The sequence below is a fragment of the Armatimonas rosea genome (assembly GCF_014202505.1).
Lineage (GTDB): Bacteria > Armatimonadota > Armatimonadia > Armatimonadales > Armatimonadaceae > Armatimonas > Armatimonas rosea.
On the sequence record NZ_JACHGW010000003.1, the window covers coordinates 567826 to 591753 of the forward strand.

26 protein-coding genes are annotated in these 23928 nt (G+C 63.0%); 13 read left to right on the top strand and 13 right to left on the bottom strand.

Going from position 1 to position 23928, the window contains the following annotated elements:
- The first annotated feature begins 7 nt into the window (after positions 1-7).
- The 3 genes from HNQ39_RS17590 to HNQ39_RS17600 are packed head-to-tail and all read left to right on the top strand — an operon-like array spanning position 8 to position 3287.
- Positions 8-1513 carry an oligosaccharide flippase family protein gene (locus tag HNQ39_RS17590; RefSeq protein ID WP_184199338.1) on the top strand — a complete coding sequence of 502 codons (1506 nt, stop codon included), beginning with the start codon at positions 8-10 and terminating at the stop codon, positions 1511-1513.
- Between the two features lie 3 nt (positions 1514-1516).
- Positions 1517-2491: a glycosyltransferase family 2 protein gene (locus HNQ39_RS17595; protein ID WP_184199341.1), complete on the top strand. Its 975-nt coding sequence runs from the start codon at positions 1517-1519 to the stop codon at positions 2489-2491.
- Positions 2492-2507: 16 nt separating this feature from the next.
- Positions 2508-3287: a glycosyltransferase family 2 protein gene (locus tag HNQ39_RS17600; protein WP_184199344.1), complete on the top strand. Its 780-nt coding sequence runs from the start codon at positions 2508-2510 to the stop codon at positions 3285-3287.
- On the opposite strand, the gene HNQ39_RS17605 is transcribed toward HNQ39_RS17600, so the two are convergent.
- Positions 3284-6346, bottom strand: a complete 3063-nt coding sequence (locus HNQ39_RS17605) for an ATP-binding protein (RefSeq protein WP_184199347.1) — start codon at positions 6344-6346, stop codon at positions 3284-3286. The two genes, HNQ39_RS17600 and HNQ39_RS17605, sit on opposite strands and share 4 nt — an antisense overlap.
- 200 nt (positions 6347-6546) lie before the next feature.
- Between HNQ39_RS17605 and HNQ39_RS17610 the strand changes: the two genes are divergently transcribed.
- Positions 6547-6756, top strand: coding sequence for a hypothetical protein (locus HNQ39_RS17610; RefSeq protein ID WP_184199350.1), 210 nt, complete (start codon positions 6547-6549; stop codon positions 6754-6756).
- A gap of 3 nt (positions 6757-6759) precedes the next feature.
- On the opposite strand, the gene purB is transcribed toward HNQ39_RS17610, so the two are convergent.
- Positions 6760-8121, bottom strand: coding sequence for an adenylosuccinate lyase (gene purB, locus HNQ39_RS17615; RefSeq protein WP_184199354.1), 1362 nt, complete (start codon positions 8119-8121; stop codon positions 6760-6762).
- A gap of 233 nt (positions 8122-8354) precedes the next feature.
- Between purB and HNQ39_RS17620 the strand changes: the two genes are divergently transcribed.
- Positions 8355-8591 (top strand): hypothetical protein, encoded by a 237-nt coding sequence (locus tag HNQ39_RS17620; protein WP_184199357.1) that lies wholly within the window; start codon positions 8355-8357, stop codon positions 8589-8591.
- A complete protein-coding gene (locus tag HNQ39_RS17625; protein WP_184199360.1) occupies positions 8578-9012 on the top strand; it encodes a type II toxin-antitoxin system VapC family toxin in 435 nt (144 codons plus the stop codon). Before HNQ39_RS17620 ends, HNQ39_RS17625 begins: the two co-directional genes overlap by 14 nt.
- Positions 9013-9073: 61 nt before the next feature.
- On the opposite strand, the gene HNQ39_RS17630 is transcribed toward HNQ39_RS17625, so the two are convergent.
- Entirely contained in the window at positions 9074-10279 is a 1206-nt protein-coding gene (locus HNQ39_RS17630; protein WP_221290085.1) for a glutamate-5-semialdehyde dehydrogenase, read from the bottom strand.
- A gap of 181 nt (positions 10280-10460) precedes the next feature.
- Between HNQ39_RS17630 and HNQ39_RS17635 the strand changes: the two genes are divergently transcribed.
- The 6 genes from HNQ39_RS17635 to HNQ39_RS17660 all read left to right on the top strand — a co-directional run bounded on the left by HNQ39_RS17635 (position 10461) and on the right by HNQ39_RS17660 (position 14917).
- The gene (locus tag HNQ39_RS17635; RefSeq protein WP_221290087.1) at positions 10461-10967 is read left to right on the top strand and encodes a macro domain-containing protein; all 507 of its coding nucleotides are present in this window, start codon (positions 10461-10463) and stop codon (positions 10965-10967) included.
- A 5-nt stretch (positions 10968-10972) separates the two neighbouring features.
- Positions 10973-11686: a molybdopterin-dependent oxidoreductase gene (locus HNQ39_RS17640; protein ID WP_184199363.1), complete on the top strand. Its 714-nt coding sequence runs from the start codon at positions 10973-10975 to the stop codon at positions 11684-11686.
- Positions 11683-12801 (top strand): aminotransferase class V-fold PLP-dependent enzyme, encoded by a 1119-nt coding sequence (locus HNQ39_RS17645; RefSeq protein WP_184199366.1) that lies wholly within the window; start codon positions 11683-11685, stop codon positions 12799-12801. Before HNQ39_RS17640 ends, HNQ39_RS17645 begins: the two co-directional genes overlap by 4 nt.
- Before the next feature lie 262 nt (positions 12802-13063).
- Complete coding sequence (locus HNQ39_RS17650) at positions 13064-13339, top strand: metalloregulator ArsR/SmtB family transcription factor (RefSeq protein WP_221290090.1); 276 nt, start codon at positions 13064-13066, stop codon at positions 13337-13339.
- A 9-nt stretch (positions 13340-13348) separates the two neighbouring features.
- Complete coding sequence (locus HNQ39_RS17655; protein ID WP_184199369.1) at positions 13349-14125, top strand: sulfite exporter TauE/SafE family protein; 777 nt, start codon at positions 13349-13351, stop codon at positions 14123-14125.
- A gap of 18 nt (positions 14126-14143) precedes the next feature.
- The gene (locus tag HNQ39_RS17660; protein ID WP_184199372.1) at positions 14144-14917 is read left to right on the top strand and encodes a DUF72 domain-containing protein; all 774 of its coding nucleotides are present in this window, start codon (positions 14144-14146) and stop codon (positions 14915-14917) included.
- Positions 14918-15044: 127 nt separating this feature from the next.
- Here the strand turns inward: HNQ39_RS17660 and HNQ39_RS17665 are convergent, their stop codons facing one another.
- On the bottom strand, positions 15045-15401 hold the full coding sequence (locus HNQ39_RS17665; protein ID WP_184199375.1) for a CBS domain-containing protein: 357 nt from the start codon (positions 15399-15401) through the stop codon (positions 15045-15047).
- A 76-nt stretch (positions 15402-15477) separates the two neighbouring features.
- On the opposite strand from HNQ39_RS17665, the gene HNQ39_RS17670 reads away from it, so the two are divergent.
- On the top strand, positions 15478-16860 hold the full coding sequence (locus HNQ39_RS17670; RefSeq protein WP_184199389.1) for a type II secretion system protein GspG: 1383 nt from the start codon (positions 15478-15480) through the stop codon (positions 16858-16860).
- A 75-nt stretch (positions 16861-16935) separates the two neighbouring features.
- Here HNQ39_RS17670 and HNQ39_RS17675 read toward each other — a convergent pair whose 3' ends face one another.
- The 9 genes from HNQ39_RS17675 to HNQ39_RS17715 all read right to left on the bottom strand — a co-directional run bounded on the left by HNQ39_RS17675 (position 16936) and on the right by HNQ39_RS17715 (position 23924).
- Entirely contained in the window at positions 16936-17151 is a 216-nt protein-coding gene (locus HNQ39_RS17675) for a hypothetical protein (protein ID WP_184199392.1), read from the bottom strand.
- 75 nt (positions 17152-17226) lie between these two features.
- Positions 17227-19386, bottom strand: a complete 2160-nt coding sequence (fusA, locus tag HNQ39_RS17680) for an elongation factor G (protein ID WP_184199395.1) — start codon at positions 19384-19386, stop codon at positions 17227-17229.
- A gap of 107 nt (positions 19387-19493) precedes the next feature.
- Positions 19494-19964, bottom strand: coding sequence for a 30S ribosomal protein S7 (gene rpsG / locus HNQ39_RS17685; protein WP_184199398.1), 471 nt, complete (start codon positions 19962-19964; stop codon positions 19494-19496).
- Positions 19965-19967: 3 nt separating this feature from the next.
- Positions 19968-20375 carry a 30S ribosomal protein S12 gene (gene rpsL / locus HNQ39_RS17690; protein WP_184199401.1) on the bottom strand — a complete coding sequence of 136 codons (408 nt, stop codon included), beginning with the start codon at positions 20373-20375 and terminating at the stop codon, positions 19968-19970.
- Between the two features lie 384 nt (positions 20376-20759).
- Positions 20760-21065, bottom strand: a complete 306-nt coding sequence (locus tag HNQ39_RS17695; RefSeq protein ID WP_184199404.1) for a gluconate 2-dehydrogenase subunit 3 family protein — start codon at positions 21063-21065, stop codon at positions 20760-20762.
- A 14-nt stretch (positions 21066-21079) separates the two neighbouring features.
- Positions 21080-21493: a hypothetical protein gene (locus HNQ39_RS17700; protein ID WP_184199407.1), complete on the bottom strand. Its 414-nt coding sequence runs from the start codon at positions 21491-21493 to the stop codon at positions 21080-21082.
- Complete coding sequence (locus tag HNQ39_RS17705) at positions 21490-22038, bottom strand: macro domain-containing protein (RefSeq protein ID WP_184199410.1); 549 nt, start codon at positions 22036-22038, stop codon at positions 21490-21492. Before HNQ39_RS17705 ends, HNQ39_RS17700 begins: the two co-directional genes overlap by 4 nt.
- A 21-nt stretch (positions 22039-22059) precedes the next feature.
- Positions 22060-23544, bottom strand: a complete 1485-nt coding sequence (locus HNQ39_RS17710; protein WP_184199413.1) for a hypothetical protein — start codon at positions 23542-23544, stop codon at positions 22060-22062.
- A 53-nt stretch (positions 23545-23597) separates the two neighbouring features.
- Positions 23598-23924, bottom strand: coding sequence for a hypothetical protein (locus HNQ39_RS17715; protein ID WP_184199416.1), 327 nt, complete (start codon positions 23922-23924; stop codon positions 23598-23600).
- Positions 23925-23928 lie beyond the last annotated feature (4 nt).

Sequence of the window (23928 nt, forward strand, 5' to 3'; positions counted from 1 at the left end):
AAGCACCATGGAAACACCCTCCGATCCCACGCCTCCCCAAGACAGTAGCGACCATGTCGCCCAGGTTACCCAGAAGGCGGTAAAGGGCGCCAAGATCATGACCCTCCTGGGGTTCGGTCAGGTCTGTCTGCGCTTCTTCTCCACCAAGGCGACCTCAGTCTTTCTGACCAACCTGGACTTCGATAACTTTGGGCCTGGCTCCAAGCTGACTGGGATCGGGGGCTTTCTCTCGGATGTGGGGCTCGCGGGGGCGCTTGTGCGCAAGGGGACCGAGCCCACCGACGACGAGCTCATCACGGTCTTTCTGAGCCAGCAGCTCCTGGCAGGGCTCTTTGTGGGCGGCGTCCTAGCCTTCTTGCCACTGATCCGTACGAGCCTGCACATGAACCACACCGCGACCCTGGTGCTGCTGTTTCTGTGCTTTGGGGTCTTCCTGCAGACATTGCGCCTTATCCCGATGCTCGTGCTGGAGCGCAAGCTCAAGTTCGATGCCATCGCCCGCTGTGAGATGCTGGAGAGCGTTGTCCAAGTGCTCGTCACCATTACCATGACCCTGATGAAGTACGGGGTCTGGGCGCTGGTGGCGGGCTACTGGTCGCGTGGGATTACGGGCTTGATCGCCATCTGGATCGCCTCCCCGTGGCGCCCGCGGGGGACCTTCCGCTGGGGGATTGTCAAGGAGCTGGCCAAGTTTGGGCTCCCGTACCAGCTCAATGCCCTCATTCCCACCCTGGGCGACTTCTGGATGGTGCCCGTGCTCAAGCAGCTCCTCACCGAGGGCGCTCTGGGGTTGGTGACCTGGTCGGGGAATATCGCGTCGATCCCGATGACCATCAACAACATGCTGGTGCGGGTGGCCTACCCCGCCTACAGCCGCCTGCAGGCCGATAGCGCCGCCCTCGCCGATGCTCTCCAGAGCGCCGTGCGCCGCCTGACCGCGATCTTTGACCTGGCGATCTCCCCGTTCGTGACCCTCTGCCCGTTCTTGATTCCGTTCTTGCTCCACCCCAAGTGGGCACCCGCCGTGCCGATTGTCCAGTGGCTGTGTGTTCAGGCGGTGGTGAGCATGCTCCTGGGGACGGTCTGCTCGGTGCAGAACGCGCTGGGGAAGGCGAGCGAGCGGATGTGGGTGACGGTCGGGATGGCGGTCTTGCGCTGGGTGACCGGCTACTGGGCGATCTCACGCTTCGGGCTGGCGGGCTACGGCCCTATCGGGCTGGCGACCGGTGCGTTTGAGCTCTGGGTCTCCGGGGTGCTGGTGCGCCGCCACAACCCGCAGAGCGCGACCCTGCTGCACGATCTCTTTGGACCGCTCCTGATCTCCTGGGTGACCCTGGGGGGTGCGCTGGGGCTGGGTGAGGCTCTCGGGCACGGCGTTCTCTGGCAGAAGGCCCTGGTCGCGACCCTGGCCTGGGTGCTACTCTCCGCGCTCCGCGAGGCCCTGACACCGTTTCGGATGCTGCGTAGCGAGCTGGGACCGCTGCTCGCCCTGATCCAGCGGAAGCGATCCTAGCCCATGTCCACTCCCCAGCCCATGCCGATCCCCGACCTGAGTGTCACGGTCATCAACCACAGCAACCCGGACTACCTCCAGGAGTGCCTGCGCTCGGTCTTCCGCGAGGCCGACGGGCTGACGCTGGAGGTGATCGTGATCGACAACGCGACCAACCAGCGCCTTGTCCCCGAGCTACGGGCGGAGTTTCCCCAGGTGCAGTGGCTCTTCAACGCGCGCTCTCTGGGGTACTCGGCCAACCACAACCAGGGGCTAAAGCTCGCGACTGGCCGCTACCTCTGCACCCTCAACGACGATACCGTGGTCCACGACCAGGCGCTGGGGAAGCTGGTTGCCTACCTCGATGCCCACCCCGAGGTCGGGATGCTGGGGCCGCGCCTGCTCAACCGCGATGGCACCATTCAAGACAGCGCCTACTACTTTCCCAGCGTGAAGAGCGTGCTGATCTCCTGGCTGACCCTTCCTGGCGGGCTGGTGCGGCTCAAGCGGCAGATGATCCACCCCGCACAGCAAGGGGAGAGCGCCGCTGAGGTGGACTGGGTGCTCGGGGCGTGCCAGGTGATCACCCGCGCCGCCTACGAAAAAGTGGGGGGGCTGGATGAGAAGCTCGCCCCGATTGTCTACTACGAGGACACCGACTGGTGCCGGAGCTGTCATAAGGCGGGCTTTAAGATTGTCTACCTCCCCGAGGCGCGGCTCACCCACTACGGTGGCTCGAGCACGGGCGTGGACGGTGCTGAAGGTGAGGTCCGCCCCATGCCGATGCTGCGGGAGCTCAGCGCGACCTGCATGCGCTACTTCCGAAAGCACCATGGGGTTCTTGTCACGCTCTGGCTGCAGCTACTCTTTGTGTTTGTGACAGCCTGGAACCTGGGGATGATGGGACAGTCGCGGCTTCGGCGGCGGCTCTCGGCGGCCAGCTTTAAAAATGGCCTGGCCAATGCGGTTTTTGCCTTGAAGGGTGCCCTGAACCCTTAGGCGCTTGAGGAGCTTTATGTCGCGAGAGACGGTTGCGGTGGTGATTCCCACCTACAATGTGGCGGCCATTATCCGGCCCACGCTGGAGAGCATTCGCTGGGCGGATGAGATCATTATTGTCGATATGTTTAGCGACGATGGGACCAAGGAGCTGGTGGAGGCCTATCCCAATGTGCGCTACTTTGGCCGCAAGGACTATATCTTCGCCAATGTCAACTACGGCATGGAGCAGGCGACCACCGACTGGGTGATCCGACTCGATAGCGACGAGGTCCTGGGGGAGGAGCTCCAGAAGGCGATCCAGGCGTTCCTCGAAAAGCCCGATCCGAGTGTCAAGACCCTGCTCTTTAGAGGGGTCCACCGCTTCTTTGGCTTCCCGAGCTACCAGGGGGTCTACCGCGAGGAGGCGTGCTGGCGCAAGCACATGTTCCGCAAAGGGACAGCCGCCTACCCGTGCAAGGCGGAGCACGAGGATATCGAGTCCCAGGAGCCGACCCAGCGCCTGGCAGGCCACTACGACCACTTCACCAACATGACCGCCGAGGAAGTGGTCCGCAAGTTCAACTACTACACGTCCAAGGATGTCGAGCGGATGTCCGACTCCGAGCTGGAGCCCATGAGCCCCGGCAAGCTGCTCTACCGCTGCACTCGGATGTTTATCCTCTACTACTTCCAGTGGAAGGGCTACAAAGAGGGGCAGTTTGGCTTCTACACCGCGCTGTTCCGTGGGCCGATCTACACCATTATCGAGCAGGTCAAGCGCTGGGAGCGGCTGGAGAAGCAGCGCCGCGGCTAGAGCGCGGCAAGCTGCATCGCCGGGGGGACGACGCTTCCTCTGTCCCAGGCCTCCTGCCACTGCTCTGGAGTGAGGCCCGCACGGCTGCGTGCCGTGGCCTCGTCGCGGTGGGGGTGCTCTGGCTCGACCTCGCCATGCTTCTCACGCAGACGGGACGCGCAGGCGAGGAGCTGAACCGCGAGCCGTAGCTCCCCGCGCCGGGCGACAAGACAAGCAAGCGCATCCACCGACTCTCCGCTGAAGGCCTCCAGTCCGATCTCCATCCGAACCTGAGCGCTCTCTTTGAGGGCGAGCTGGGCCTCGTTGAGGCGGCCTTGCTGGAGCCAGATCAGTCCGAGGCCGTGCTGGAGAGCCGCGATGGGGCGCTTCGCCCCCTGGCGCCGACGGATCAGGAGCGCCTCCGAGAACGAGCGCACCGCAGCGGGGAGCCGGTTGAGCTCGCGCTGGACCAGCCCCAGGTAGTAGAGCGAGAGCGCCGCCCAGCCAGGGTCGCCCATCTCACGCCAGTGCTGGGCGCTCCGTGCGAGCTGCTCCGCGGCGTCTTCGTAGCTGTGCTCCAGAAACGAGAGGACTCCCAAGTGGTGGATCATCGCCCCGATCCCCCCCCGGAGATTGAGGCGGGTGCGGGTGTCGAGCGCCTCCTCCATGTACTGCCGGGCGCGGGGATAGTCCTCCTGGCTCCGTGCGATCAGCCCCAGGTTGGCACTGGTCTCCGCGACTCCCGCCTCGTCCTCAAGCTGCTGGAACAGATAGCGGCTCTCCTGGTTGTGGTACATCGCCTGGTCCAGGTGCCCCAGGTTCCAGGCTAAGTGACCTAGGCTCGCCTGGACTGCGGCCTCCCCTGCCTGGTCTCCCGCCTGGCAGAAGATCTCCAGCGCGCGCTGGTAGTGCTGTTTGGCGGCCTCGGGGCTCCCCTGGTTCCAGTGGACCAGACCCAGCACGCGCAGAGCATCCCCTTGTGCCAGTGGCGAGGCGCACTGCTCCGCAAGAGAGAGCGCGGTCTGGAGCTCGGCTTGGGCAAGAGAGAAATCACCGGTCTCGTAGGCAAGGACTCCCATCCCTAGGTGGGCTTGGAGGCGGGTGGTGGGCGCAAAGCGCTCGGCGCTCTGGAGGAGCTGGCGCAGGGTACGCAGCCCCTCGGTGCGGTAGCCACGCTCCGTCCAGAAGGGCCAGAGGTTGCCGGCAAGCTCAAGGGCAAGCTCGGGCGAGCTCTCCTGCGTATCGGCGAGGGTGAGACGGATATTGTCGTGCGCCTCTTCCAGGCTGTCGTGTGCCTGGCGGCGCTTCACGCCGGAGCGAAAGGTGGCGGCTTTTCGTGTCTCGGCCAGGACATAGCGCAGGTAGCCCTGACGCGCGGCGCGGCCAGGCTCGCCCAGGCCCTGCTCGATGGCGTACTCACGGACCGTCTCCAGGAGCCGGTAGCGGCCTGTCTCTGGGCTGAAGATCACCAGGGACTTGGCAACAAGCGACGAGAGAAGGGGCAGGCTCCGGGGGCAGGCGGCCTCGCTGGCGGCAAAGGAGAAGGGGCTGACGAAGGTGGCGAGCTGACGAAGCGCATCGCGCTCATCGGGGGTGAGCAGGTTCCAGCTCCAGTCCATCGCGGCGCGGAGGGTGAGCTGGGGACGAAGCGTGCTCCGGCTCCCACCGGTGAGAAGATCGAAGCGGGCATCTAGGCGCTGCCCGAGCTCCTCCAGAGAGAGCGTGTCGATCCGGGCTGCGGCCAGCTCAATCGCAAACGGGAGATCGTCGAGCTTCTGGCAGAGCTGGCGCACTAGGGGGCGATTTTCGGGGGTAAGCTCCCAGCTCTGGAGGACCTTCTGAGCGCGCACGGTAAAGAGCTGGAGCGCCTCTTCCTCCGTAAGCACGGGAACCCGCCAGAGCGACTCCTGGGCTAGTCCAAGCGGCTCGCGGCTGGTAGCGAGGAGGTGCAGGTAGGGGCACTGCGCAAGGAGTGTCTCACAGAGTGCTGCCATGTGGTTGAGGAGATGCTCACAGTTATCGAGGGCCAAGAGCACCGAGCGGGTCCGTAGCGCCTCCACCAGATCGACTGTCTCCGGGATGTCCAGGGTTGCTGCGATACGAGGAGCAATCAGCTTGGGATCGCTTAGGGCGGCAAGATCGATCCAGGCGACCCCCTCCGGGTAGGTGCCCGCTGCTTGGAGAGACTCTAGCACGGCGACCGCTAGCCGGGTCTTGCCAACCCCCCCCATGCCCACGAGGGTCAGTAAGCGGGTCTCGTTGAGGCGCTTTGCGATCTCCTGGAGGGCCTGTTCGCGCCCAATCAGCGGGGTGGGAGGCAGGGGAAGGCGGCTTTGGCGAACCGGGGTATGGGCAGGTGCAGGCACCACAGCGTCTTTTTTCTGGCGCGTGGCGCTGCGAATCTGCTGGTAGTGTGCCAGGGTCTCCGGGGACGGCTCCAGCCGGTACTCGCGCTGTAGCCAGAGGCGGAGCTTTCGGTAGGCCTCCACGACACCCGCAGGGTCGCCCCGGTCCGCTAGGGCCGTCATGAGAGGCCGCCAGGCAGACTCACGGCCGGGATCAAGCTCGACCAGACGCTGGAGCTGTGCAATCGCCTCCTCGGGGGTCTTGGCCTGCATCGCGAGGCGCTCCAGGGCGCTGATAAACTGCTGCTGCTTCAGGCTCCGTGCCTGGAGTACCCAGTCCTCGCTCCAGCCATCGAGGAGGGGGCCCTGGTAGAGATTTACCGCGGCGAGGTCATCGCCGCGCTGGATGGCGCGCTCAAACTCCCAGAGATCGCAGGCACCGGGGGGGAGCTCTAGCTTGAGGGTATGGAGGACATCTTCGGGCTCGGTGAGGGTGGACGCATGATCGCCGAGCCGCTTGCGCAGCTCGACCAAGGTACGGCGGAGATAGAACAGCGCCCGCTCTTCGGTCGCCTCGGGCCAGAGGGTAGCTGCCAGCGAGAGACGGGCCTGGCTCCCACGGAGTACGAGGAGCGCTAGCAGGTACTCGCCCGCTTGACGGCGCTCCCCGGGGGGCAACGGAGCCCCCTCTGACAAGAGCTGAAAACCCTTGAAAAGCCGAAGTGTTAAAGCCATGCTCTTGCAGAGTTCGGCAACGGTAACGAAAATCCTGCGTCTTTGGTAACGCTTCTGGTAACGCTGGTCATGGGATACTGGTGTCTGTTCGGCGACTATTAGCGACGTCTTCACTGAGGAGAGCGTGAGATCACGGGGTGGCAGGCATCCACCAGTTTCCTATAAGCCTGCTACCTCATTTTTTTTAAAGGAGAACGACGATGGTGGAAAATCAATCCCGACTGGTTTGTTTGCTACTTTCCCCACAGGAATCCGGGCTCTTACGTGCCCTGCTTGCCGAGCGCACCGACGATCGGGCGGCCCGGCAGCTCCTCGCGCGGCTCGATGCCGCAGAGAAAGCCCATCTCCTCCCCCTTCTCTCACGGGCACTGGGACACGTGGGAATCACCACGCGCCCCGTCGAGAACTAAACCCTAGCCGAGCACCTCGCGTGCGAGCTGCTCCGCAACCCCGATGTAGCCGCCCGGGGTGAGCGCCGCCAGCCGCGCCTTATCTTCCTCCGGGAGCTCCAGCCCCGCCACAAACTCTTTCAGCCCCTCCGGGGTGATCCGTGCCCCACGGGTGAGCTCTTTCAGGCGCTCGTAGGGGTTGGGGAGGCCCGCCTTGCGCATCACGGTCTGGATCGGCTCGGCGAGCACCTCCCAGTTGGCATCCAGGTCCGCCGCCAGCCGCGCCTCGTCCACGGAGAGCTTGCGCAGGCCACGAAGCGCCGCCGTGACCGCAATCAAGGTGTGCGCCAGCCCCACACCCATGCTACGGATCGCCGACGAGTCCGAGAGGTCGCGCTGGAGCCGGGAGACCGCGAGCTTGCCCGCTAGGTGCTCAAAGAGGGCATTGGCGATCCCCACATTGGCCTCGGAGTTCTCAAAGTCGATCGGGTTCACTTTATGGGGCATGGTCGACGAGCCCACCTCGCCCTTGACCGCGCGCTGCCGGAAGACTCCCAGCGAGATATAGGTCCAGATGTCCCGGTCGAAGTCTAGCAAGATCGTGTTGAAGCGGCTGAGGCTATGAAAGAGCTCTGCCATGTAGTCGTGGGACTCGATCTGGGTGGTCAGGGGGTTGTAGGTCAGCCCCAGGCTCTCCACAAAGCGCTGCGCCAGCACGGGCCAGTTGATCTCCGGGAAGGCGCTGACATGGGCATTGAAGCAGCCCACCGCCCCGTTGAGCTTGCCCAGGTACTCCTGCTGCTTCAAGAAACGCACCTGCCGACGCCAGCGGTGGACAAAGACCGCGAGCTCCTTGCCCAGCGTGCTGGGCGAGGCGGGCTGGCCGTGGGTGCGCGAGAGCAGGGGAGTCGCGACATAGGGCCGCGCCATCTCCGCAACCGCCTCGATCAGCTCATGGATGCGGGGCAGAAGCACCTGCTCCAGCGCGTTTTTCAGCATCAGCGCATGAGAGAGGTTGTTGATATCCTCCGATGTGCAGGCAAAGTGCACCCACTCCAGCACATCGGACAGGCTTGTCTCCCCCAGGCGCTCCTTCAGGAAGTACTCCACCGCCTTGACATCGTGGTTGGTGGTGCGCTCGATATCCTTCACCAGCGTGGCATCGTCGAGGCTAAACCCCGCGATCACCCCCTCCAGAAGCGCCACTTCGGCGGGCGTAAAGGCGCGCACCTCGGCGATCTCGGGCTCCTGGGAGAGCTGCATCAGCCAGCGAATCTCTACCGTCACGCGGTACTTGATCAGGGCAAACTCAGAGGCAAAGTCGGCGAGGGGCTGGGTCTGGGCGGCGTAGCGCCCGTCGAGGGGGGAGATAGCAGTCAAGGACATAACGGCTCTATCGTATCAGATATCCTGCCTACCATCTCCTCGACTCGTGCCTCGCCTCCCTCCTTCCCCTGTCGCTCGTCGGGTACCCACGGGGTGGCTGGGAAGAGAGACGGGGGGAGGGGTACAATGGCGGCTATGACATTGAAGAGTTCAGGCCGAATGCGAAACACCGCCCGTTTACCCGTCCGATACCACGCGGCGATATAACAGAAAGAACAGGAGGTTTGAGGAAGATGCCACAGACATTAGAGGAGCGCGTGACGCTCTTGGAGCAAGAGGTGAAGGAGCTCCGACGAACACAGAAACCGGCAAACTCAGAAAAGGGCAATAATCGCTGGGTGAATGCCATCTTTGGTGCGTTCAAGGAGGACCCACTTTTTGAGGAAGCGGTGAAAGCCGGCGAGGAGTACCGCAAGGCGCAGATTCCTGACTACATGAAGGACGATACCTCCCCCCATGTACCTTCTTGACACCGATCATATTACGCTCCTTGCACGTAGCGGCGAGGAAGGCGAGCGTATCCGGCAGCGCGTTTTGTTAGCCCCAGAGGGGGAGGTCTCCGCAAGTATCGTCAGCTACGAGGAGCAGATGCGTGGGTGGTTGGCGCAGCTTAACCGAATCAGTGCCGTCAATCAGCAAGCGATCTACTACACACGACTAGAGGAGAACCTGCGTTTCTACAATCAGATTCCGCTGATCTCATTCGATACAGCCGTGGTAGAGCAGTTTCAGGCACTCTGGGTACAGCGTATTCGGATTGGAACGATGGATCTGAAAATCGCGGCAACGGCTCTGGCACACGATGCAACCCTGCTGACACGCAATGCAAAAGATTTCTCCAAAGTGCCTGGCCTACGCCTCGAAGACTGGAGCATTGGGCTGCCGGAATAGGACGCCCATCCATGGGTCTTACTGGGCGCGAAGCGCCGCTCGTACCTGCTTCGTGGGCAGGCTATCCCCGCACTAAGTAATCCCCCGAGCCGACCCATTTGTAGGTCGTGAGCGCCTCCAGCCCCATCGGGCCGCGGGCGTGGAGCTTCTGGGTGGAGATGGCGACCTCTGCTCCAAGGCCAAACTGCCCGCCGTCGTTGAAGCCCGTGGAGCAGTTGACAAACACCGCGGCGGAGTCGATCTCCGCGATAAAGCGGGCGGCGTTGGTGTCGCTCTGGGTGAGAATCCCATCGGTGTGCTGCGACGAGTGCGCCTGGATATGCACGATGGCGTCGTCGAGGCCGGCGACCACTTTAATCCCCAGAGTCAGGCTCATCCACTCCGTGTCGAACTCGTCCTCGACAAAGCGCACGCCCCGCTCGGCCAGCGCGGCCTTAGCTTTAGGCAGAAACGTCTCTGCGAGGGCTTCGTGGACCAGCAGCGTGTCCAGAGAGTTGCAGACACTCGGGCGGCGGCACTTGGCGTTGACAATCACGGGAATTGCCTTTTCCAGGTCGGCGCTCTCGTCTACGAAGAGGTGACAGACCCCGATTCCGCCGATAATTACCGGGATCGTGCTGTTTTGTCGGCAGAAGTCGTGGAGGCTGGCCCCGCCGCGGGGGATGATCATGTCCACGTATTGGTGCATTTGTAAGAGCTCGCTCACCAGCGCACGATCCGGGCTCGCGATCAGCTGCACGGCGTTCTCCGGCAGGGCCTCGGCCATCGCCACGACGAGCGCCGTGTTGGTACGCAGGGTCTCCGAGCCGCCCCGCAGGATCGCCGCATTGCCGGTCTTGAGCGCCAGGCTGGCGATATCGACCGTCACATTGGGCCGCGCCTCGTAGATCACGCCGAGGACACCCAGGGGGACACGCTTTTGGTAGAGCGAGAGGCCACTCGGAAGCAGCTTCTGGTTAAAGACCTCGCCCACCGGATCGGGGAGGGTGGCGACCGCACGGACGTCCCCCACGACCGCCGCAAGACGGCCGTCTGCCAGAGAGAGCCGGTCGAGGAGCGCAGCGGTGGTGCCCCGCTCCCGCGCCTCGGTGAGGTCGGCGGCGTTGGCCTGTAAGATCTCGGGGCTATGGCGCTCCACGGCCTCGGCGAGGGCGAGCAGGAGCGCGTTTTTCTGATCCGTGGTAAGGAGGGCGAGCTGGCGGGACGCGGCCTTTGCAGCGGCTCCCAGAGCGGGAAGATTGGGACGAGAGGGGAGATCGGCGGACACGGTGCTATGCTACCACACCGGCCCCGACCCAAAAAAAAGCCTGGCAACCCGCCAGGCGAGAAAAATGGGCCGTCAGCACCCTACAGTCTAGCAAGGAAGCGCTGGCATTTCGTTGGCAAGCGAATCCGCCGAAACGTGGATTTGCCTGGTCGCGCGCTCGCCTAAACTAAGCGTGGAGGACATGATGATCTACTACGTAACAGGAGACATTCTTAAGACAAAGGCAGCGGCTCTGGCCCATGGAGTCGCGCCCAACGATGACTGCAAGTCCGGGCTCGCACTGGCGCTCCGTGAGCAGTGGCCGGCGATGTACAGCGACCTGCGGCACTACTACCGCGCCTTTCACCCCAAGCCCGGGACTCTCTGGGTCTGGAGCGGGGTGGGGGGAGTGCGGATTGTGAACCTCTTTACCCAGGAGCCCGCCCCCGAGGACACCCACGCGCATCCGGGGAAGGCACACTTAGAAGATGTCAACCATGCGCTTCGCGAGCTGGCGAAGCTCATCCATGAGGAAAAACTCGCCAGTGTGGCTCTGCCGCGCCTTGCGACCGGGGTCGGGAAGCTGGCCTGGAAGGATGTCAAGGCACTGATCGAGAAGCACCTGGGGCCGCTCCACACCCCGATCTATGTCTATGAGGAGTACCAGCCCGGGGTGGCGGCAGAGGAGCCTGGAGTTTCGGTATCATAGGAGGCATGTCAGCCACCCCCGATTCTAAGCTTCAGGGAGAGACCCCACCCGGCCCGGACGATGCCCCCGCCGGGGTGCAGGTCTCTCCCGATCTCTACCGCTCCAACCGGATTCCCCCGAACCAGAGCCGGACAAAGAAGTGGCCGGTTCTGGACACGGGCATCCATCCCAAGCCGCTCGCGCCCGACGAGGTCACTCTAGAGCTCTACGGCGAGGTCGAGGTGCCACGGCTCTTTACCTGGGCGGAGCTCCAGGCGCTCCCACGGGCACGGGTCGCGGCGGACATGCACTGTGTCACGCGCTGGTCGCGCCTGGGAAACCTCTGGGAGGGGGTGAGCACGCGGACTCTGGTCGAGCAGCTTCAGCTCAAGCCGAGCGCGAAGTTTGTCATGGTCTATGGGCGCGATGAGGTGACCTTCTTCCGGGGCGGCTCGGCGACCTGGTGCACGAACCTGCCGCTGGAGTACTTCCTCCACGACGACTGCCTGGTGGCGTGGAGCCACGACGGCGAGCCGCTGAGCAATGAGCACGGCGGGCCGCTCCGGCTGGTTGTCCCCAAGCTCTATGCCTGGAAGTCCGCCAAGTGGGTGAGCGCGATTGAGTTTCGAGAGAGCGACTCTCCGGGCTACTGGGAGAAAGGCGGCTACCACATGCTCGGCGACCCGTGGAAAGAGCAGCGCTTTCGGTTCAGCGACGATGGCGAGGAGAGCGAGAGATGACCCTAGACGAGTTTCGTGCACAGTTCCCGAGTGTGCAAAAGGGAGTGCATCTCAACCACGCCGGAATGGGCCCGATACCTTTGGTGGCATCCGCGGCCGTGGCACAAGCGCTCACGGAGCTGGCCGATGGCGATGGCATGATGGCCTTTCGTGCCCACTTGGCGCGCCAGAGCCGGCTACGGGAGGCACTCGCCCGGCTGATGAATGTCTCGGTGGAGGGAGTCGCTCTCACGCGCAACACCAGCCATGGCCTCACGATCGCCGCGCAGGCGATCCCGTTCTTGCCCGGCGAGAATGTCGTGGTGGGGGAGTGTGAGTACCCATCGGTGGTCTACCCCTGGCAAGCCCAGGCAGTCCGCGGGGTCGAGACCCGGATCGTCCCCTGCCCGGATGGTCTGCTCTCCGAGGATGCGCTCATGGCGGCCTGCGACTCCAGCACCCGCGCCCTGGCCGTGAGCTGGGTGCAGTGGGGGACCGGGCAGCGCATGGACCTGGAGCGGCTGGGAGAGTTTTGTCAGCAGCGCAATATCTGGTTTGTCGTGGATGTCATCCAGGGCCTCGGAGCGCTCACGTGCGACCTGAGTGCTTGTGGCGCCGATATCGCGGCGGGGGGCTGTCACAAGTGGCTGCTCGCCCCCGCGGGGATTGGACCGCTCTATATCAAGCCGTCGCGCCTCGGGGAGCTCTTACCCACCAATGTCGGGTGGAACTGGGTCAACAACCCCTTTACCTGGGACCGGCTGCGCTTTGACGATACCCGGCCACGTGCGGATCGGTTCGAGGAGGGGAGCCCCGCGATCCTGGCAACCGCGGCACTGGAGGCGACTGTCGCACTGCTGGAGTCTGTGGGAATGGAGGTGATTGGGGAGCGTGTCCATGCAAATGCGGAGGCACTTCGGAGTGGACTGCGTGCGCGTGGGATGGAGGTCTGTCCCACCGATCATCAGAGTGGCATTGTCGCCTTCCGCCACCCGAGCTTGGCCAATGAGGCCCTCCTTGCTCAGCTCGATGCCCAGCGCATCTGGGCAGCCGTTCGCTGTGGCTGGGTACGATTTTCGCCCCATGGCTATACATCAAGCAACGATATAGAGCACGCATTAAATGTGATGGAGTAGAGAGATAATGATATTTTAATACCGTGCGAATTAAGTATAAACATCAGTTGAATATTGGTATTTGGGAAACAAGGTAACACTCAATGAATAGAGGTTATACCGATTCAAGTCCGAAAGGGATTCCTGACGACGTTCACAACTAATTGCATTTATTCACCCCTCTCAGTCAGGCTAGGAAGTGCAATTACTATCAACAAATATCATGATATGAACAACCTGCTGAATCGGTATAACGTCTAATGACAAGCTAATCGACCAGAGCGTGCTCGAAGCCGCCGCACCCGTGATCCGAACTATCGCCCACCCGCTCCGCTTGCGGATCCTCGACTACCTCGACCACCAAGGAGCCAGCAATGTCTCCCAGATTGTCGCGGTCTGCGATGCGGAGCAGGCCGTGGTGAGCCAGCAGCTCCGTATCCTGAAAGACCAGGGAATTCTCTCCAACCGCCGCGAGGGTAACTTCGTGTTCTACGAGCTCAAGGACCGCTCGGTACTCTTTTTGCTGGGGTGTATTCGCAACCACCAATGTGCTGTATAAAGAGAGGACATGATCTCTCTTGAATCCGGGCTAGCGCTGGTTGTCTTTGCCATGGCAACCGGGCTGGCTCTGGGAACTCTGGGAGCGGGGGGGGCAATTCTTGCCCTCCCCGCTTTCACGTATGCCGCTCACCTGCCCCAGCGCGAGGCGAGCGCAACCAGCCTCCTGGTCGTGGGCACGGCGGCCCTGATCGGGGGACTTCTTACCCTGGTGCGCTGCCGCAAGAACCCCGATGAGCCCCGGCCGGACTTCAAAGTCGCGCTTCCGTTTCTACTCAGTGGGCTCGTGGGGGCGTGGTGTGGTGCCAAGGCCTCGAAGCTTGTCCCCGAGCTCGCCCTCAAGTTGCTGTTTGGCGCGATTGTCCTCGCCGCCGCCGAGGCAATGTACCTACGTGCGATGTCCCCCAAGGCTGCCCCGTCGCGGCGTGCGCTCCCGCTCTGGCTGGGGCCGCTCCTCGGGGGGCTTGTCGGGCTGATGACCGGGCTGGTTGGAGTCGGAGGCGGGTTTATGATCGTCCCCGCTCTCACCGTGATGGGGAAGCTCTCCCTCAAGCAAGCCTCAGCGACCTCAGTGTGGATTATCGCGGGCAATGCCGCGGCGGCACTGGTGGGCTATGTGGGCCATGTCCACATCGCCTGGGGGCTCGCCGGAGCCTTTCTCGCGGTCACCCTGATCGCCATGCAGGTAGGGCAGAGCCTTGCCCGGCGGGCAAACCCCAAGGTGCTTCAGCTGACCTTTGCCGGTTTCTTGCTGGTGATCGGGGCCCTGACCCTACTAAAGCACTAGGAGCGATAGCCAAGACACATGCCACCGATCTTTATGGGGACGATGGGCTGGTCCTACCCGGACTGGCGCGGTCCGTTCTATGCCCTGGGAACCCCGGACGCCCGCCTGCTCGCCGAGTACGCGACGGTCTTTGACGCCATCGAGCTCGATACCACGTTCTATGCCCCGCCTCGTGAGACCGCGCTGGCGCAGTGGGACCGGCTCACCCCCGCTGGCTTCTTCTTCTCGGCAAAGGTTCCCAAGCTCATCACCCACGAGCGCCGCTTGGTCGGACCCGCCGCGGGGAAAGAGGCACGAGACTTTGGCCGGCTGATGCAGGCGGGGCTGGGCGCAAAACTGGGCCGCCTTGTCCTCCAGCTTCCTCCCGACTTTGGCCCCGGCGAGGCACGCAATCTCCTCACCTTCGCCGATACCCTAGCCGAGCACACGCTCCCGATCACGGTCGAGCTGCGCGAGAGTGGCTGGCTACAGACCGAGATCGCCGCGCAGCTTGCGGAGCGGGGGATGCAGCTGGCCACCACGGATCGTGTCGCCGTGCCAGGAGCGCCCCTGACCTACCTGCGCCTTCTCGGGGAAGAAAATAGTGTCGAGCGCTTCGACCAGCGGGCGCTCCCCCGCGACACGGAGCTAGACCACTGGGCGGAGCAGCTACGAGCCGCCGCCGGCCCGGTCTTTGTCCATGTCCGTAACTACTACGAAGGCCACGCCCCCGCAACCCTGATCGAGCTGCGCCGCCGCCTCGGGCTCTCGCTTCCCACACCGCCCGGCCAGCAGCAGATGAGCTTGTTTTAGGGGCCGGGGGCCGGGGATTGGAAATCCCCGGCACAAAGGGAGGAGCGCCCCGTGGGCGCAGAATCCATGGTGTTCCGCGCGTCCTCGGGACGCTCCCCCCCTTCTGCCGGGGATTTCCAATCCCCGGCTAACCCAGCTCCGCGCGGGTGATAACCCCCTTGTAGACATTGCCAGCCACCACGGGAAGCGCAGGGGCACCCTTGCGCTCCAGAGCTGCCAGAGCCTCTTGCGTGGTCGTCTCTGGTGAGAGAGGGCGGGTGGGGCGCACGTACGGCCCGACTTGCAGAGTGGCGCGGTCAGCCCCGGCAGGAATCAGCGAAGACTCCAGCATGGCGGCATTGAGAATGCCCATGTACATCTCATCGCCCACGAGAACGACAGTCTGAAGTGGGTCGGCTTCCAGGAGGGCAATGGCCTCATCGAGGCTGGTCTGGGGATCGATCACGGGGACGCTGCGAAGCGTGGCATCGGCAAGTGTGCTCATGGGCTAACGTTCGCGATTTTTGGGCGTTTTTCCTGCAACCCGTAACCGTAGCTGCGGGGGGAGCGTTCTAATTCCTATGAACAAGGTAAAAAAAGCACTCGCGCTGGGCTGTGGCACGAGCCTCGCGCTCTTGGTCGGGCTGGGTGGGACTCTCTGGATTCGGGGCAATGCCGCGCCGGAGTACACCCTCCCCGAGTGGAAAGTCCCGACACCCAACGCCTACGACACGCTCACCGAGGCAAAGAAGCTCGAAGTCAGCAAGCTCGGAAAGGCAGCCATCAATCCCGAAGCGCACTACGACAAGAAAGCGCAAAAATATATCTATCCCCTGGGGCCGCTGGACGATAGAAAGGCCTTGCTGGAGAAGAACCAGCCCGCCATCGCCAAGCTACGCGAAGCGCTGACCCAAGAGTTCGCTACTCCCCGGAAACCGGGCGATATCCAGGCACTTGCCGATAACTTCCCTCACTTCGCAGAGTTTCGGGAGCTAGCCCGGCTTCTGATGTTTGCCAGCCGAACCTACGCGGACTTGGGGCAAAACGACGAAGCGAGCCGGTGCGCTTTGGATGCGATCACGCTGGGGGCTCTCGTCTCGCACCGAAGCCAGCTCATCGGGAACCTGGTTGGCGTCGCCTGCGAGGCAATCGGGCGAAAAGTGCTCTGGGAGCGGGTGGATGCGCTCGATGCAAAGACCGCCCGGGCTGCTGTCGCGCGGCTCGAAGCGCTGGAGCCGACCCGCTATTCCTTTGAGAATGTGCTCCTCAATGAGCGCGACTTCAACCAGGCTAATACCTACGTGAACTTCAAAAATTCTAACGCCTGGCAGTACACCTCGTCGTACTTTTCCCAAATCGACGAGGCGCAAACTGTGACCGGGGCCATGATGGGGGAGGAGCCAGAGAAGCCCAGCGCACTGGACCGGGCGAAACTGCTTGGCACACAGGTATGGATGACCGGGCAGTTTGTCTGGCAGACCAAAAAGGTCATCTTTGCCGAGAGTGGGCGCTACATGACCGAGCTGGCCGCGCAGAGCAAGCTCCCCTACGATCCCAAGCGTCCCGGTCCGCGCATGCCCACCGACCCGATCAACCAGCTGATCCTACCCGTCTTCCAGCAAGCCGGCCAAAAAGACACCGCGACCCGCGCGGAGACGGCACTGGCACGGGTCTACCTTGCCCTGCGTGCGTATCGGTTAGAAAAAGGCGAGTATCCGTCAACTCTTGCGGAGCTTGTTAGCGCGGACTATCTCAAAGCCCTTCCCGACGATCCCTATGCGATGCGCTTTGGGCAGCCCTTTGGCTACCGGCGTGAGGCGGGCGATACGTTCACACTCTGGTCCTGCGGCCCCGATGGCGACGATGACAACGGGCGGGCGATCAAGAAAGGCGATGGAACGGTAAGCCGCTATGTCCAGACCAACGACGAGGGCGATCTGGTGGCGCGGGTCAATACGTACTAGCCTCCTGACCCCCACGCGTGGGGGAACTGAGAGGTATTTTCCTTGTGTCTCCCCCACCTGTGGGGGGTGGGGGGCCTACGCGATCCAGGCACCCTCGGGCTGGTCGGGGCGGTAGCTGACTCCTACGTAGTCCCCGACAAAGCGGCTCTCGGCGGGGGTCGGGGTGGGGGACGTAAACTCAATGGCTTGGCCGCGGTGGGTCGCAAAGCGCACACGGGCATAGAGCGCGGCGTCGCGCTCGACAAAGGCAATCAGCACTCCGGTTGCGGATAGCGGGTTCATAGCTCTCATGCCGGGATTATCGGCAGAAAAAAGAAAAACCTCCCCCGCAGGTTTGCAGGGGAGGCGCTGGGTGAGAGACTCGGACTACTCCTCGTCGCCCTTGCCCTTACGACCAGACTTGGCCATGATCTCCTCCGCGACGTTGCGCGGAACCTCTTCGTAGTGCGAAGGCTCCATCGTCGAGGAGGCGCGGCCCTGGGTCATCGAGCGAAGGTCGCTGATGTAGCCAAACATCTCCGAGAGCGGCACTTTCGCCTTGACGGCGCGGATGCCACCCATCAGGGTCTCTTGCGACTCGATCATGCCACGGCGGCGGTTGAGGTCACCGATCACGTCCCCGAGGAACTGATCCGGGGTCACGGCCTCCACCGACATGATGGGCTCCAGAATGACAGGCTGTGCCTTGCGCATTCCGCCACGCATCGCCATACGGCCCGCCTCACGGAACGAGATCTCGTCCGAGTCGACGTCGTGGTAGGAACCGTCGATGACGGTCGCCTTGACATCCACCACCGGGTAGCCTGCCAGGACGCCGTGCACCAGAGCCGCCTCACAGCCCTTCTGGACCGCGGGGATGAACTCGCGCGGGATCGCACCACCGACCACCTTGTTGATAAACTCGAAGCCCTTACCCTGCTCGTTGGCCTCAACGATCAGCGTACAGTCGCCGAACTTACCCTTACCACCGGTCTGCTTCTTGAACAGACCGCGCTCGGTCGTGCTACCCTTGATGGTCTCACGGTAGGCAACCTGGGGCGTCCCCTGGTTGGCCTCGACCTTGAACTCGCGCTTCATGCGGTCCACCAGGATCTCCAGGTGAAGCTCGCCCATACCACGGATGATGGTCTGGCCGGTCTCCTGGTCGGTGAACGTGCGGAAGGTCGGGTCCTCGGCGGAGAGCCGCTGGAGGGCGACACCCATCTTGTCCTGGTCGGCCTTGGTCTTCGGCTCGATGCTCATCTCAATGACGGGCTCGGGGAAGCTCATGGACTCCAGGATGATCGGCTTCTTCTCATCGGCCAGCGTATCTCCGGTCGTGGTGTCCGAGAGACCCACGGCTGCGGCGATATCGCCCGAGTACACCACATCGATCTCCTCACGCTTGTTGGCGTGCATCTGAAGGATGCGGCTGACGCGCTCTTTCTTGCCCTTGGTCGCGTTGTAGATGTAGCTACCCTTGGTGAGGGTGCCCGAGTACACACGGAAGAAGGTCAGGTTCCCGACGTGCGGGTCGTTCATGAGCTTGAAGGCCAGCGCGGAGAAGGGCTCATTGTCGCCCGGCTTGCGCTCGTCCTCGGCCAGAGTGTCCGGATTGATCCCCGGAACGGCCTCGACATCCACCGGAGACGGCAGGTAGTAGATGACCGCATCGAGCATGGACTGGACGCCCTTGTTCTTGAACGCGGAGCCACAGATCATCGGGGTGATCTCCATGGACAGTGTCCCCTTGCGGATCGCTGCACGGATCTCGTCGATGGTGAGCTCCTCGCCCTCCAGGTACTTCTCCATCAGGGCCTCGTCGATGGTCGCGGCCTCTTCCACCAGAAGAGCGCGGTACTCATCGACCTGGTCGCGCATGTCGGCCGGGATCGGCACTTCCAGCGGCTTCTTGCCGAAGTCGTCGGAGTAGTTGTAGGCCTTCATGGTGATCAGATCGACAATGCCCTTGAAGTCCGCCTCAGCGCCGATGGGGAGCTGAAGGGGCACGGGCTTGGCACCGAGGCGATCCTTGACCTGCTTGACAACCGTGAGGAAGTCAGCACCGGCGCGGTCCATCTTGTTGACGAAGGCAACGCGAGGCACCTTGTACTTGTTGGCCTGGCGCCAGACGGTCTCGGACTGGGGCTGCACACCACCCACGGCGCAGAACACCGCGACCGCGCCATCTAGGACGCGCATCGAGCGCTCAACCTCGACCGTGAAGTCGACGTGGCCAGGGGTGTCGATGATGTTGATACGGTGCGTGTTCTTACGCGCCCCATCATCGAACTTCTTCTTGTCCTCGGCTTCGTCGTAGCCATCCAGACCCCAGAAACAAGTGGTCGCCGCGGAGGTAATCGTGATACCGCGCTCGCGCTCTTGCTCCATCCAGTCCATGGTAGCGGTGCCGTCGTGCACTTCACCGATCTTGTAGTTGACGCCGGTGTAGAGCAGGACGCGCTCTGTGGTCGTGGTCTTGCCCGCATCGATGTGTGCTGCAATACCGATATTTCGCGTGTTTTCGAGAGAGTATTCTCTGGCCATTTTTCCTGTTTCCTTCCGACGAACTGCCCTACTTGACTACAGAACGCCAGACAGCGAAACGCCGCCTGGCCTTTTCGGTCCAGGCGGCGAGGGCTTTGTTAAGCCACCTAGAACCGATAGTGGGAGAATGCCTTGTTGGCCTCAGCCATCTTAAAGCCTTCTTCACGCCGACGAACCGCGCCGCCCTGCTTGTTGGCAGCGTCGAGGATCTCGGCAGAGAGCTTGTCCACCATGCTGCGGCCATTGCGGCGGCGAGCAAAGGTGATCATCCAGCGAATGCCAACCGCCTCTTTACGGGGCGACTTGACCTCGACAGGAACCTGGTAGGTCGCGCCACCGACGCGGCGGGGCTTGACCTCGACCACGGGCATGACATTGCGAAGGGCCTCATTGAAGACCTCGATACCAGGACGACCGGCGCGGGCCTCAACCTTCTCCAGGGCCGAGTAGAAGATCTTCTCAGCGACCGACTTCTTGCCATCCAGCATGAGTCGGTTGATGAAGCGGGAGACCATGATCTGATTGTAGATAGGATCCGGCGCGATAACGCGGCGGGGTGCAGGACCTTTGCGTGGCATAGATTATTTCTTTCCTTTCGCGGGTGCTGCAGCCTGACCGGGCTTGGGACGCTTGGTGCCGTACTTGCTGCGGCTGGACTTGCGGTCCTTGGTGCCCTGGGTATCCAGGGTGCCACGCAGGATGTGGTAGCGCACACCCGGCAGGTCCTTGACACGACCGCCACGGATCATGACGACGGAGTGCTCCTGCAGGTTGTGGCCGATTCCCGGCACGTAGGCGGTAACTTCGATTCCATTGGTAAGGCGCACACGGGCGATCTTACGCAGCGCCGAGTTAGGCTTCTTGGGGGTCTGGGTACGGACCACGACACAGACGCCGCGCTTCTGGGGGTTTCCCTGCATCGCGGGCGACTTGCTCTTTTTCACAACAGGCTTGCGCCCCTTGCGGACTAGCTGACTAATTGTTGGCATAAACGGCCTTTAAGCTCCTGAGTTCAATTCACTGCCGCTGGGAAGCGGACAGAGGAATGCTTTCTGCGGGGCAAACAAAAACCCCGCGAATTCGACGCAATCGTCACACGCAGGGCAGGGGAAGGGGTTCGATGAAAAGCGAGTTATTGCTTCGTCTTGCCGACTCCAACCTCCTCCGCGCTTGCGGTGCAAATCTTGTCGTGCCTGGCGACGGCCTCACCTGCGCCAGACAACCTGAACAGCATACCGCGATTTTAAGAGGCTGTCAACCACTGTGTGGGCGATGAATTGCCCGGCACACGGGAGAGAGCGTCCCGAGGACGCGCCTAAGCGAAGCGCTCCCTGCGTCCACGGGACGCTCCCAAAAACGTGAGGCGGGGGATTTCAACCCCCGACAGTGAAGCCCACGGCCTGCTGGCCTGCCGCGCTGGTCCAGTAGGCTTCGTGGATGGTCTCGGCGGCGAGCCTGAAGATCGGGGTTGACTCTAGCTCGGGGGAGAGCGTGAGATTGCCCGCGGCGAGGGTGTCTAGAAACGCGGCGTACTCAGCGGCGCGGGGGGCGAGTTCGTGGGTGAGCAGGTCTTCCACAAAGGCCACCGCTCCAGCATCGGTGCCACCCGGCGCGTCGTCCGGGGGGATCACGAGGTCGGCGAAGGCGGCAAGGGTCGTGCGCTGGGTCTCGGTGAGCATGCCCTACGTTTCGCTTACTCGTCGGTCTCTTCCTGCATGCCGAGCCAGCGTCCCAGGAAAAAATATCCCGTGGCAACCACCAGAAGAAACGCCGCGAGCAGGAGGTTCAGGCTGCGGACCTCTGGGAGTCGGGCCTGCCAGAGCCCTAGCCCCATCAGGATAAGAAGGCAGAGCGTGGCCAAGAAGAGACCCAGCCGTGCCAGGGGCCGGTGACGAAGCAAGGCGAGTAGCCCGCCAAAGCCGCAGCAGAGTGCCTGGGTCACCCAGAGCGCGTGCGTGAGGTTGCCAAAAGTCGTGCGCTCGTGGCCCAATAGGAGAAAGAACAGCGCGGTCAAGACCCCCCACACCAGGGTCAGCGAGGCCGCGACCCGCTCACCGAGAGAGCGTCTGTGCCGCCTCTCTGTGCTTGATTTTTGCTGTTGCATCATGCTAGCCGCTCCAGCGCATCGGCATAGATCCCGAGCGCCTGTGGCTGCTCGTCGGGGTAGAGCACGAGACGCACGAGGGTGAAGGTGTGTTCCTCGTGAAGAAGAAAGTCGCGGATGGCGGCGAGGGCGAGGGGAGCGGCGGCGCGGAGAGGCCAGTTGAAGGCACCCGTACCGATCGAGGGAAACGAGAGCGTTGTCAGGCCACTGTCGGCGGCGAGGCGAAGGCTCTCACGATAGGCGCTACCGAGCAGGTCGCACTCGATCTCATCGCCGGTCTCGTAGACGGGGCCGACCGCATGGACCACCCAAGGTGCCTTGAGCCGAAAACCCGGTGTCAAGACCGCCCCGCCAATCGGGCAGGCCCCGATCGTCCGGCAGAGCGCCAGGAGCTCTGGGCCGGCTTTAAAGTGAATCGCCCCATCGGTGCCTTGGCCTCCGCCTAGGTCCCAGTGTGCCGCCGTCACGACCGCCTCCGTCGTCTGCTCCGCGATATCGCCCTCAATCAGCTCGAAGCGTGTCTTGCCAAGTTGTGTGGCTGTCGTCATGTGCTCTCCACGCACGAAAGACTACCGGAGAGGGTTCTGGGACTCCCGCTTGCGAAGCTCATCGAGCTGCTTGATACGGGCCTTGTCCCCCGACTTGCGCAGGCGCTGCTCCAGGACCACGGACTTACTGATGCGGATAAACCGGAACCAGCGGGCGTCCTCGATATCCTGGGCGTAGCTGGCCTTACTCGCGGCATCCACCTGGCGACGGACCAGGGAGAGCTCGGTGAGCTGGGTGGGGTTCTCCTCCAGGTAGGTTAGCGCTTTCTCCACGGCCTCTTTCCACTCCTCGGGGGAGGCGCGGCGCGTGGCCAGCGACGGAAACCGCTGGAAGAGGTCCTGGCGGGCGGTGGCGTAGCGCTTCTGCGTCTCGGGGCTGAGGCGGATTCCGGTGGAACTGCTGGGACGAAGGTCGCGGTCCAGGAGCTTCTGGAAGTGCTCGTAGGCGACCTTAACCCGGTCGTCGCCCTGGGCGCTCTCGCCCAGCTTCTCGCTGAGGCCCTCCAGCGCCGCACGCTGCGCCGGTGTTGCGGACTTGAGGATCTCGGCCCACGAGACCTCGGTCAGCTCCTTGTCCTCCGTCCACGGGACAAAGCGGCGCAGGAAGACATCGCTTGTGGCGACCGGGACATCGATCGACTCCTCGTTGATCTGGGTCCAGGCAAAGGCCTCGTCCATCCCCACCTTACCGTCTTTGTTGTAGTCGGGCTGCACGGACTTGCGGCCCAGGCGGTCCTTGCCCGTGAGCGCGGCGAAGAAGTAGCTGGTGAAGTCGTGGTACTCCTCCTCCTCGACCTCGGGGGTACAGCCTGCCGCCTCGCGCTCCTTGACGGTCGCAAAGAAGCCACAGAACGGTCGGTCCACCAGCTCGCCCTTCGGGTTACCGTCGGTGAAGAGCAGGTTGCCAAAGGCACCGGAGAAGCACTGCACCATCACCATCGTGACCGGGCGGTTGGCCGGGAGCTTTCCGAGGTAGCCCGCGAGGTCCTTGGTGGTCAGGTGGGCGTTACCCCAGAGATCGTAGTGGTTGTTGTCGCGTGGGTCATTGTCGACCGTGCGCACTCCCTGGCCTGGGGAGCCATGGCCCGTGAAGTAGAGCAGGAGCGGGTTCTTGTCCTTCTCCGCCGCGAGCTTGTCAAAGAGCCCCGAGACCGTGTCTGGGGTCGTGGGGCCATCGCGGCGGGGAACATCGCTGTTGCGGTACTGCAGAAACGGTGCCCCCTTGGCAGGGCGTGGCCCATCCCCAAAGAGCGTCCGCAGGGCCTTCTGCGCCTCGGTCTTGGTGGCGAGAAACTGCACGATCGGGGTGTCGGCCTGGCCATCGGCAAAGAGAATGGTCTCGTCGACGCGGGTAGGCAGGAGGCTATGGACATAGCGCACATTGCTCTCAATGGCGACCTGGTTGTACTGCGGCGAGGGGCCCCCCCCAAAGATCACGCAGCGCAGGGGTGCGGGTGCAGAGGCCAGGGCGGCCAGGGTGACAAGGGCAAAGATTGGTGCAGCCATTCCGCATTTTATCGTGTTTCTGCCCCCTTTTATTACATTCCCCCCGCGGTGCCTCAGTCCCCTTCAAAGCGAAGGTAGCTCACGTCCGGGTTTTCCTTGCACTGGAGAAAGGCTTCCTTGAGGTCGCTTGCCACTTTCAAGAGCTCACCTGAGATCACTCCCTGAAGCTGGTCGACTTCCAAGATCAGACGATCCATCTGGTAGGGGGTAAAGATGGTCCATCCATAAGGATCAATGGTTCTCAGTACAACAGCGCCCTCGGCCTGCTCCGTTGCCAAAAACTCTAAAAAGAGCGCAAACGCGTCGGGGTTCTCGTAGTCGTCCGAGCCCACGGGCAAGATGCCCTTGCGTGTGTGAATTGCCGCGTCGATTCCATGCATCTTT

What these genes read in the sequence shown, in the direction of transcription:
- rpsL (WP_184199401.1), bottom strand. Translation starts at nt 20,375, where the DNA reads ATGCCAACAATTAGTCAGCTAGTCCGCAAGGGGCGCAAGCCTGTTGTG.
- purB (WP_184199354.1), bottom strand. Translation starts at nt 8,121, where the DNA reads ATGTCCTTGACTGCTATCTCCCCCCTCGACGGGCGCTACGCCGCCCAG.
- HNQ39_RS17635 (WP_221290087.1), top strand. Translation starts at nt 10,461, where the DNA reads ATGATGATCTACTACGTAACAGGAGACATTCTTAAGACAAAGGCAGCG.
- HNQ39_RS17660 (WP_184199372.1), top strand. Translation starts at nt 14,144, where the DNA reads ATGCCACCGATCTTTATGGGGACGATGGGCTGGTCCTACCCGGACTGG.
- HNQ39_RS17625 (WP_184199360.1), top strand. Translation starts at nt 8,578, where the DNA reads ATGTACCTTCTTGACACCGATCATATTACGCTCCTTGCACGTAGCGGC.
- HNQ39_RS17670 (WP_184199389.1), top strand. Translation starts at nt 15,478, where the DNA reads ATGAACAAGGTAAAAAAAGCACTCGCGCTGGGCTGTGGCACGAGCCTC.
- rpsG (WP_184199398.1), bottom strand. Translation starts at nt 19,964, where the DNA reads ATGCCACGCAAAGGTCCTGCACCCCGCCGCGTTATCGCGCCGGATCCT.
- HNQ39_RS17705 (WP_184199410.1), bottom strand. Translation starts at nt 22,038, where the DNA reads ATGACGACAGCCACACAACTTGGCAAGACACGCTTCGAGCTGATTGAG.
- HNQ39_RS17590 (WP_184199338.1), top strand. Translation starts at nt 8, where the DNA reads ATGGAAACACCCTCCGATCCCACGCCTCCCCAAGACAGTAGCGACCAT.
- HNQ39_RS17645 (WP_184199366.1), top strand. Translation starts at nt 11,683, where the DNA reads ATGACCCTAGACGAGTTTCGTGCACAGTTCCCGAGTGTGCAAAAGGGA.
- HNQ39_RS17675 (WP_184199392.1), bottom strand. Translation starts at nt 17,151, where the DNA reads ATGAGAGCTATGAACCCGCTATCCGCAACCGGAGTGCTGATTGCCTTT.
- HNQ39_RS17710 (WP_184199413.1), bottom strand. Translation starts at nt 23,544, where the DNA reads ATGGCTGCACCAATCTTTGCCCTTGTCACCCTGGCCGCCCTGGCCTCT.
- HNQ39_RS17715 (WP_184199416.1), bottom strand. Translation starts at nt 23,924, where the DNA reads ATGCATGGAATCGACGCGGCAATTCACACACGCAAGGGCATCTTGCCC.
- HNQ39_RS17600 (WP_184199344.1), top strand. Translation starts at nt 2,508, where the DNA reads ATGTCGCGAGAGACGGTTGCGGTGGTGATTCCCACCTACAATGTGGCG.
- HNQ39_RS17655 (WP_184199369.1), top strand. Translation starts at nt 13,349, where the DNA reads ATGATCTCTCTTGAATCCGGGCTAGCGCTGGTTGTCTTTGCCATGGCA.
- HNQ39_RS17595 (WP_184199341.1), top strand. Translation starts at nt 1,517, where the DNA reads ATGTCCACTCCCCAGCCCATGCCGATCCCCGACCTGAGTGTCACGGTC.
- HNQ39_RS17695 (WP_184199404.1), bottom strand. Translation starts at nt 21,065, where the DNA reads ATGCTCACCGAGACCCAGCGCACGACCCTTGCCGCCTTCGCCGACCTC.
- HNQ39_RS17700 (WP_184199407.1), bottom strand. Translation starts at nt 21,493, where the DNA reads ATGATGCAACAGCAAAAATCAAGCACAGAGAGGCGGCACAGACGCTCT.
- HNQ39_RS17610 (WP_184199350.1), top strand. Translation starts at nt 6,547, where the DNA reads ATGGTGGAAAATCAATCCCGACTGGTTTGTTTGCTACTTTCCCCACAG.
- fusA (WP_184199395.1), bottom strand. Translation starts at nt 19,386, where the DNA reads ATGGCCAGAGAATACTCTCTCGAAAACACGCGAAATATCGGTATTGCA.
- HNQ39_RS17620 (WP_184199357.1), top strand. Translation starts at nt 8,355, where the DNA reads ATGCCACAGACATTAGAGGAGCGCGTGACGCTCTTGGAGCAAGAGGTG.
- HNQ39_RS17640 (WP_184199363.1), top strand. Translation starts at nt 10,973, where the DNA reads ATGTCAGCCACCCCCGATTCTAAGCTTCAGGGAGAGACCCCACCCGGC.
- HNQ39_RS17605 (WP_184199347.1), bottom strand. Translation starts at nt 6,346, where the DNA reads ATGGCTTTAACACTTCGGCTTTTCAAGGGTTTTCAGCTCTTGTCAGAG.
- HNQ39_RS17665 (WP_184199375.1), bottom strand. Translation starts at nt 15,401, where the DNA reads ATGAGCACACTTGCCGATGCCACGCTTCGCAGCGTCCCCGTGATCGAT.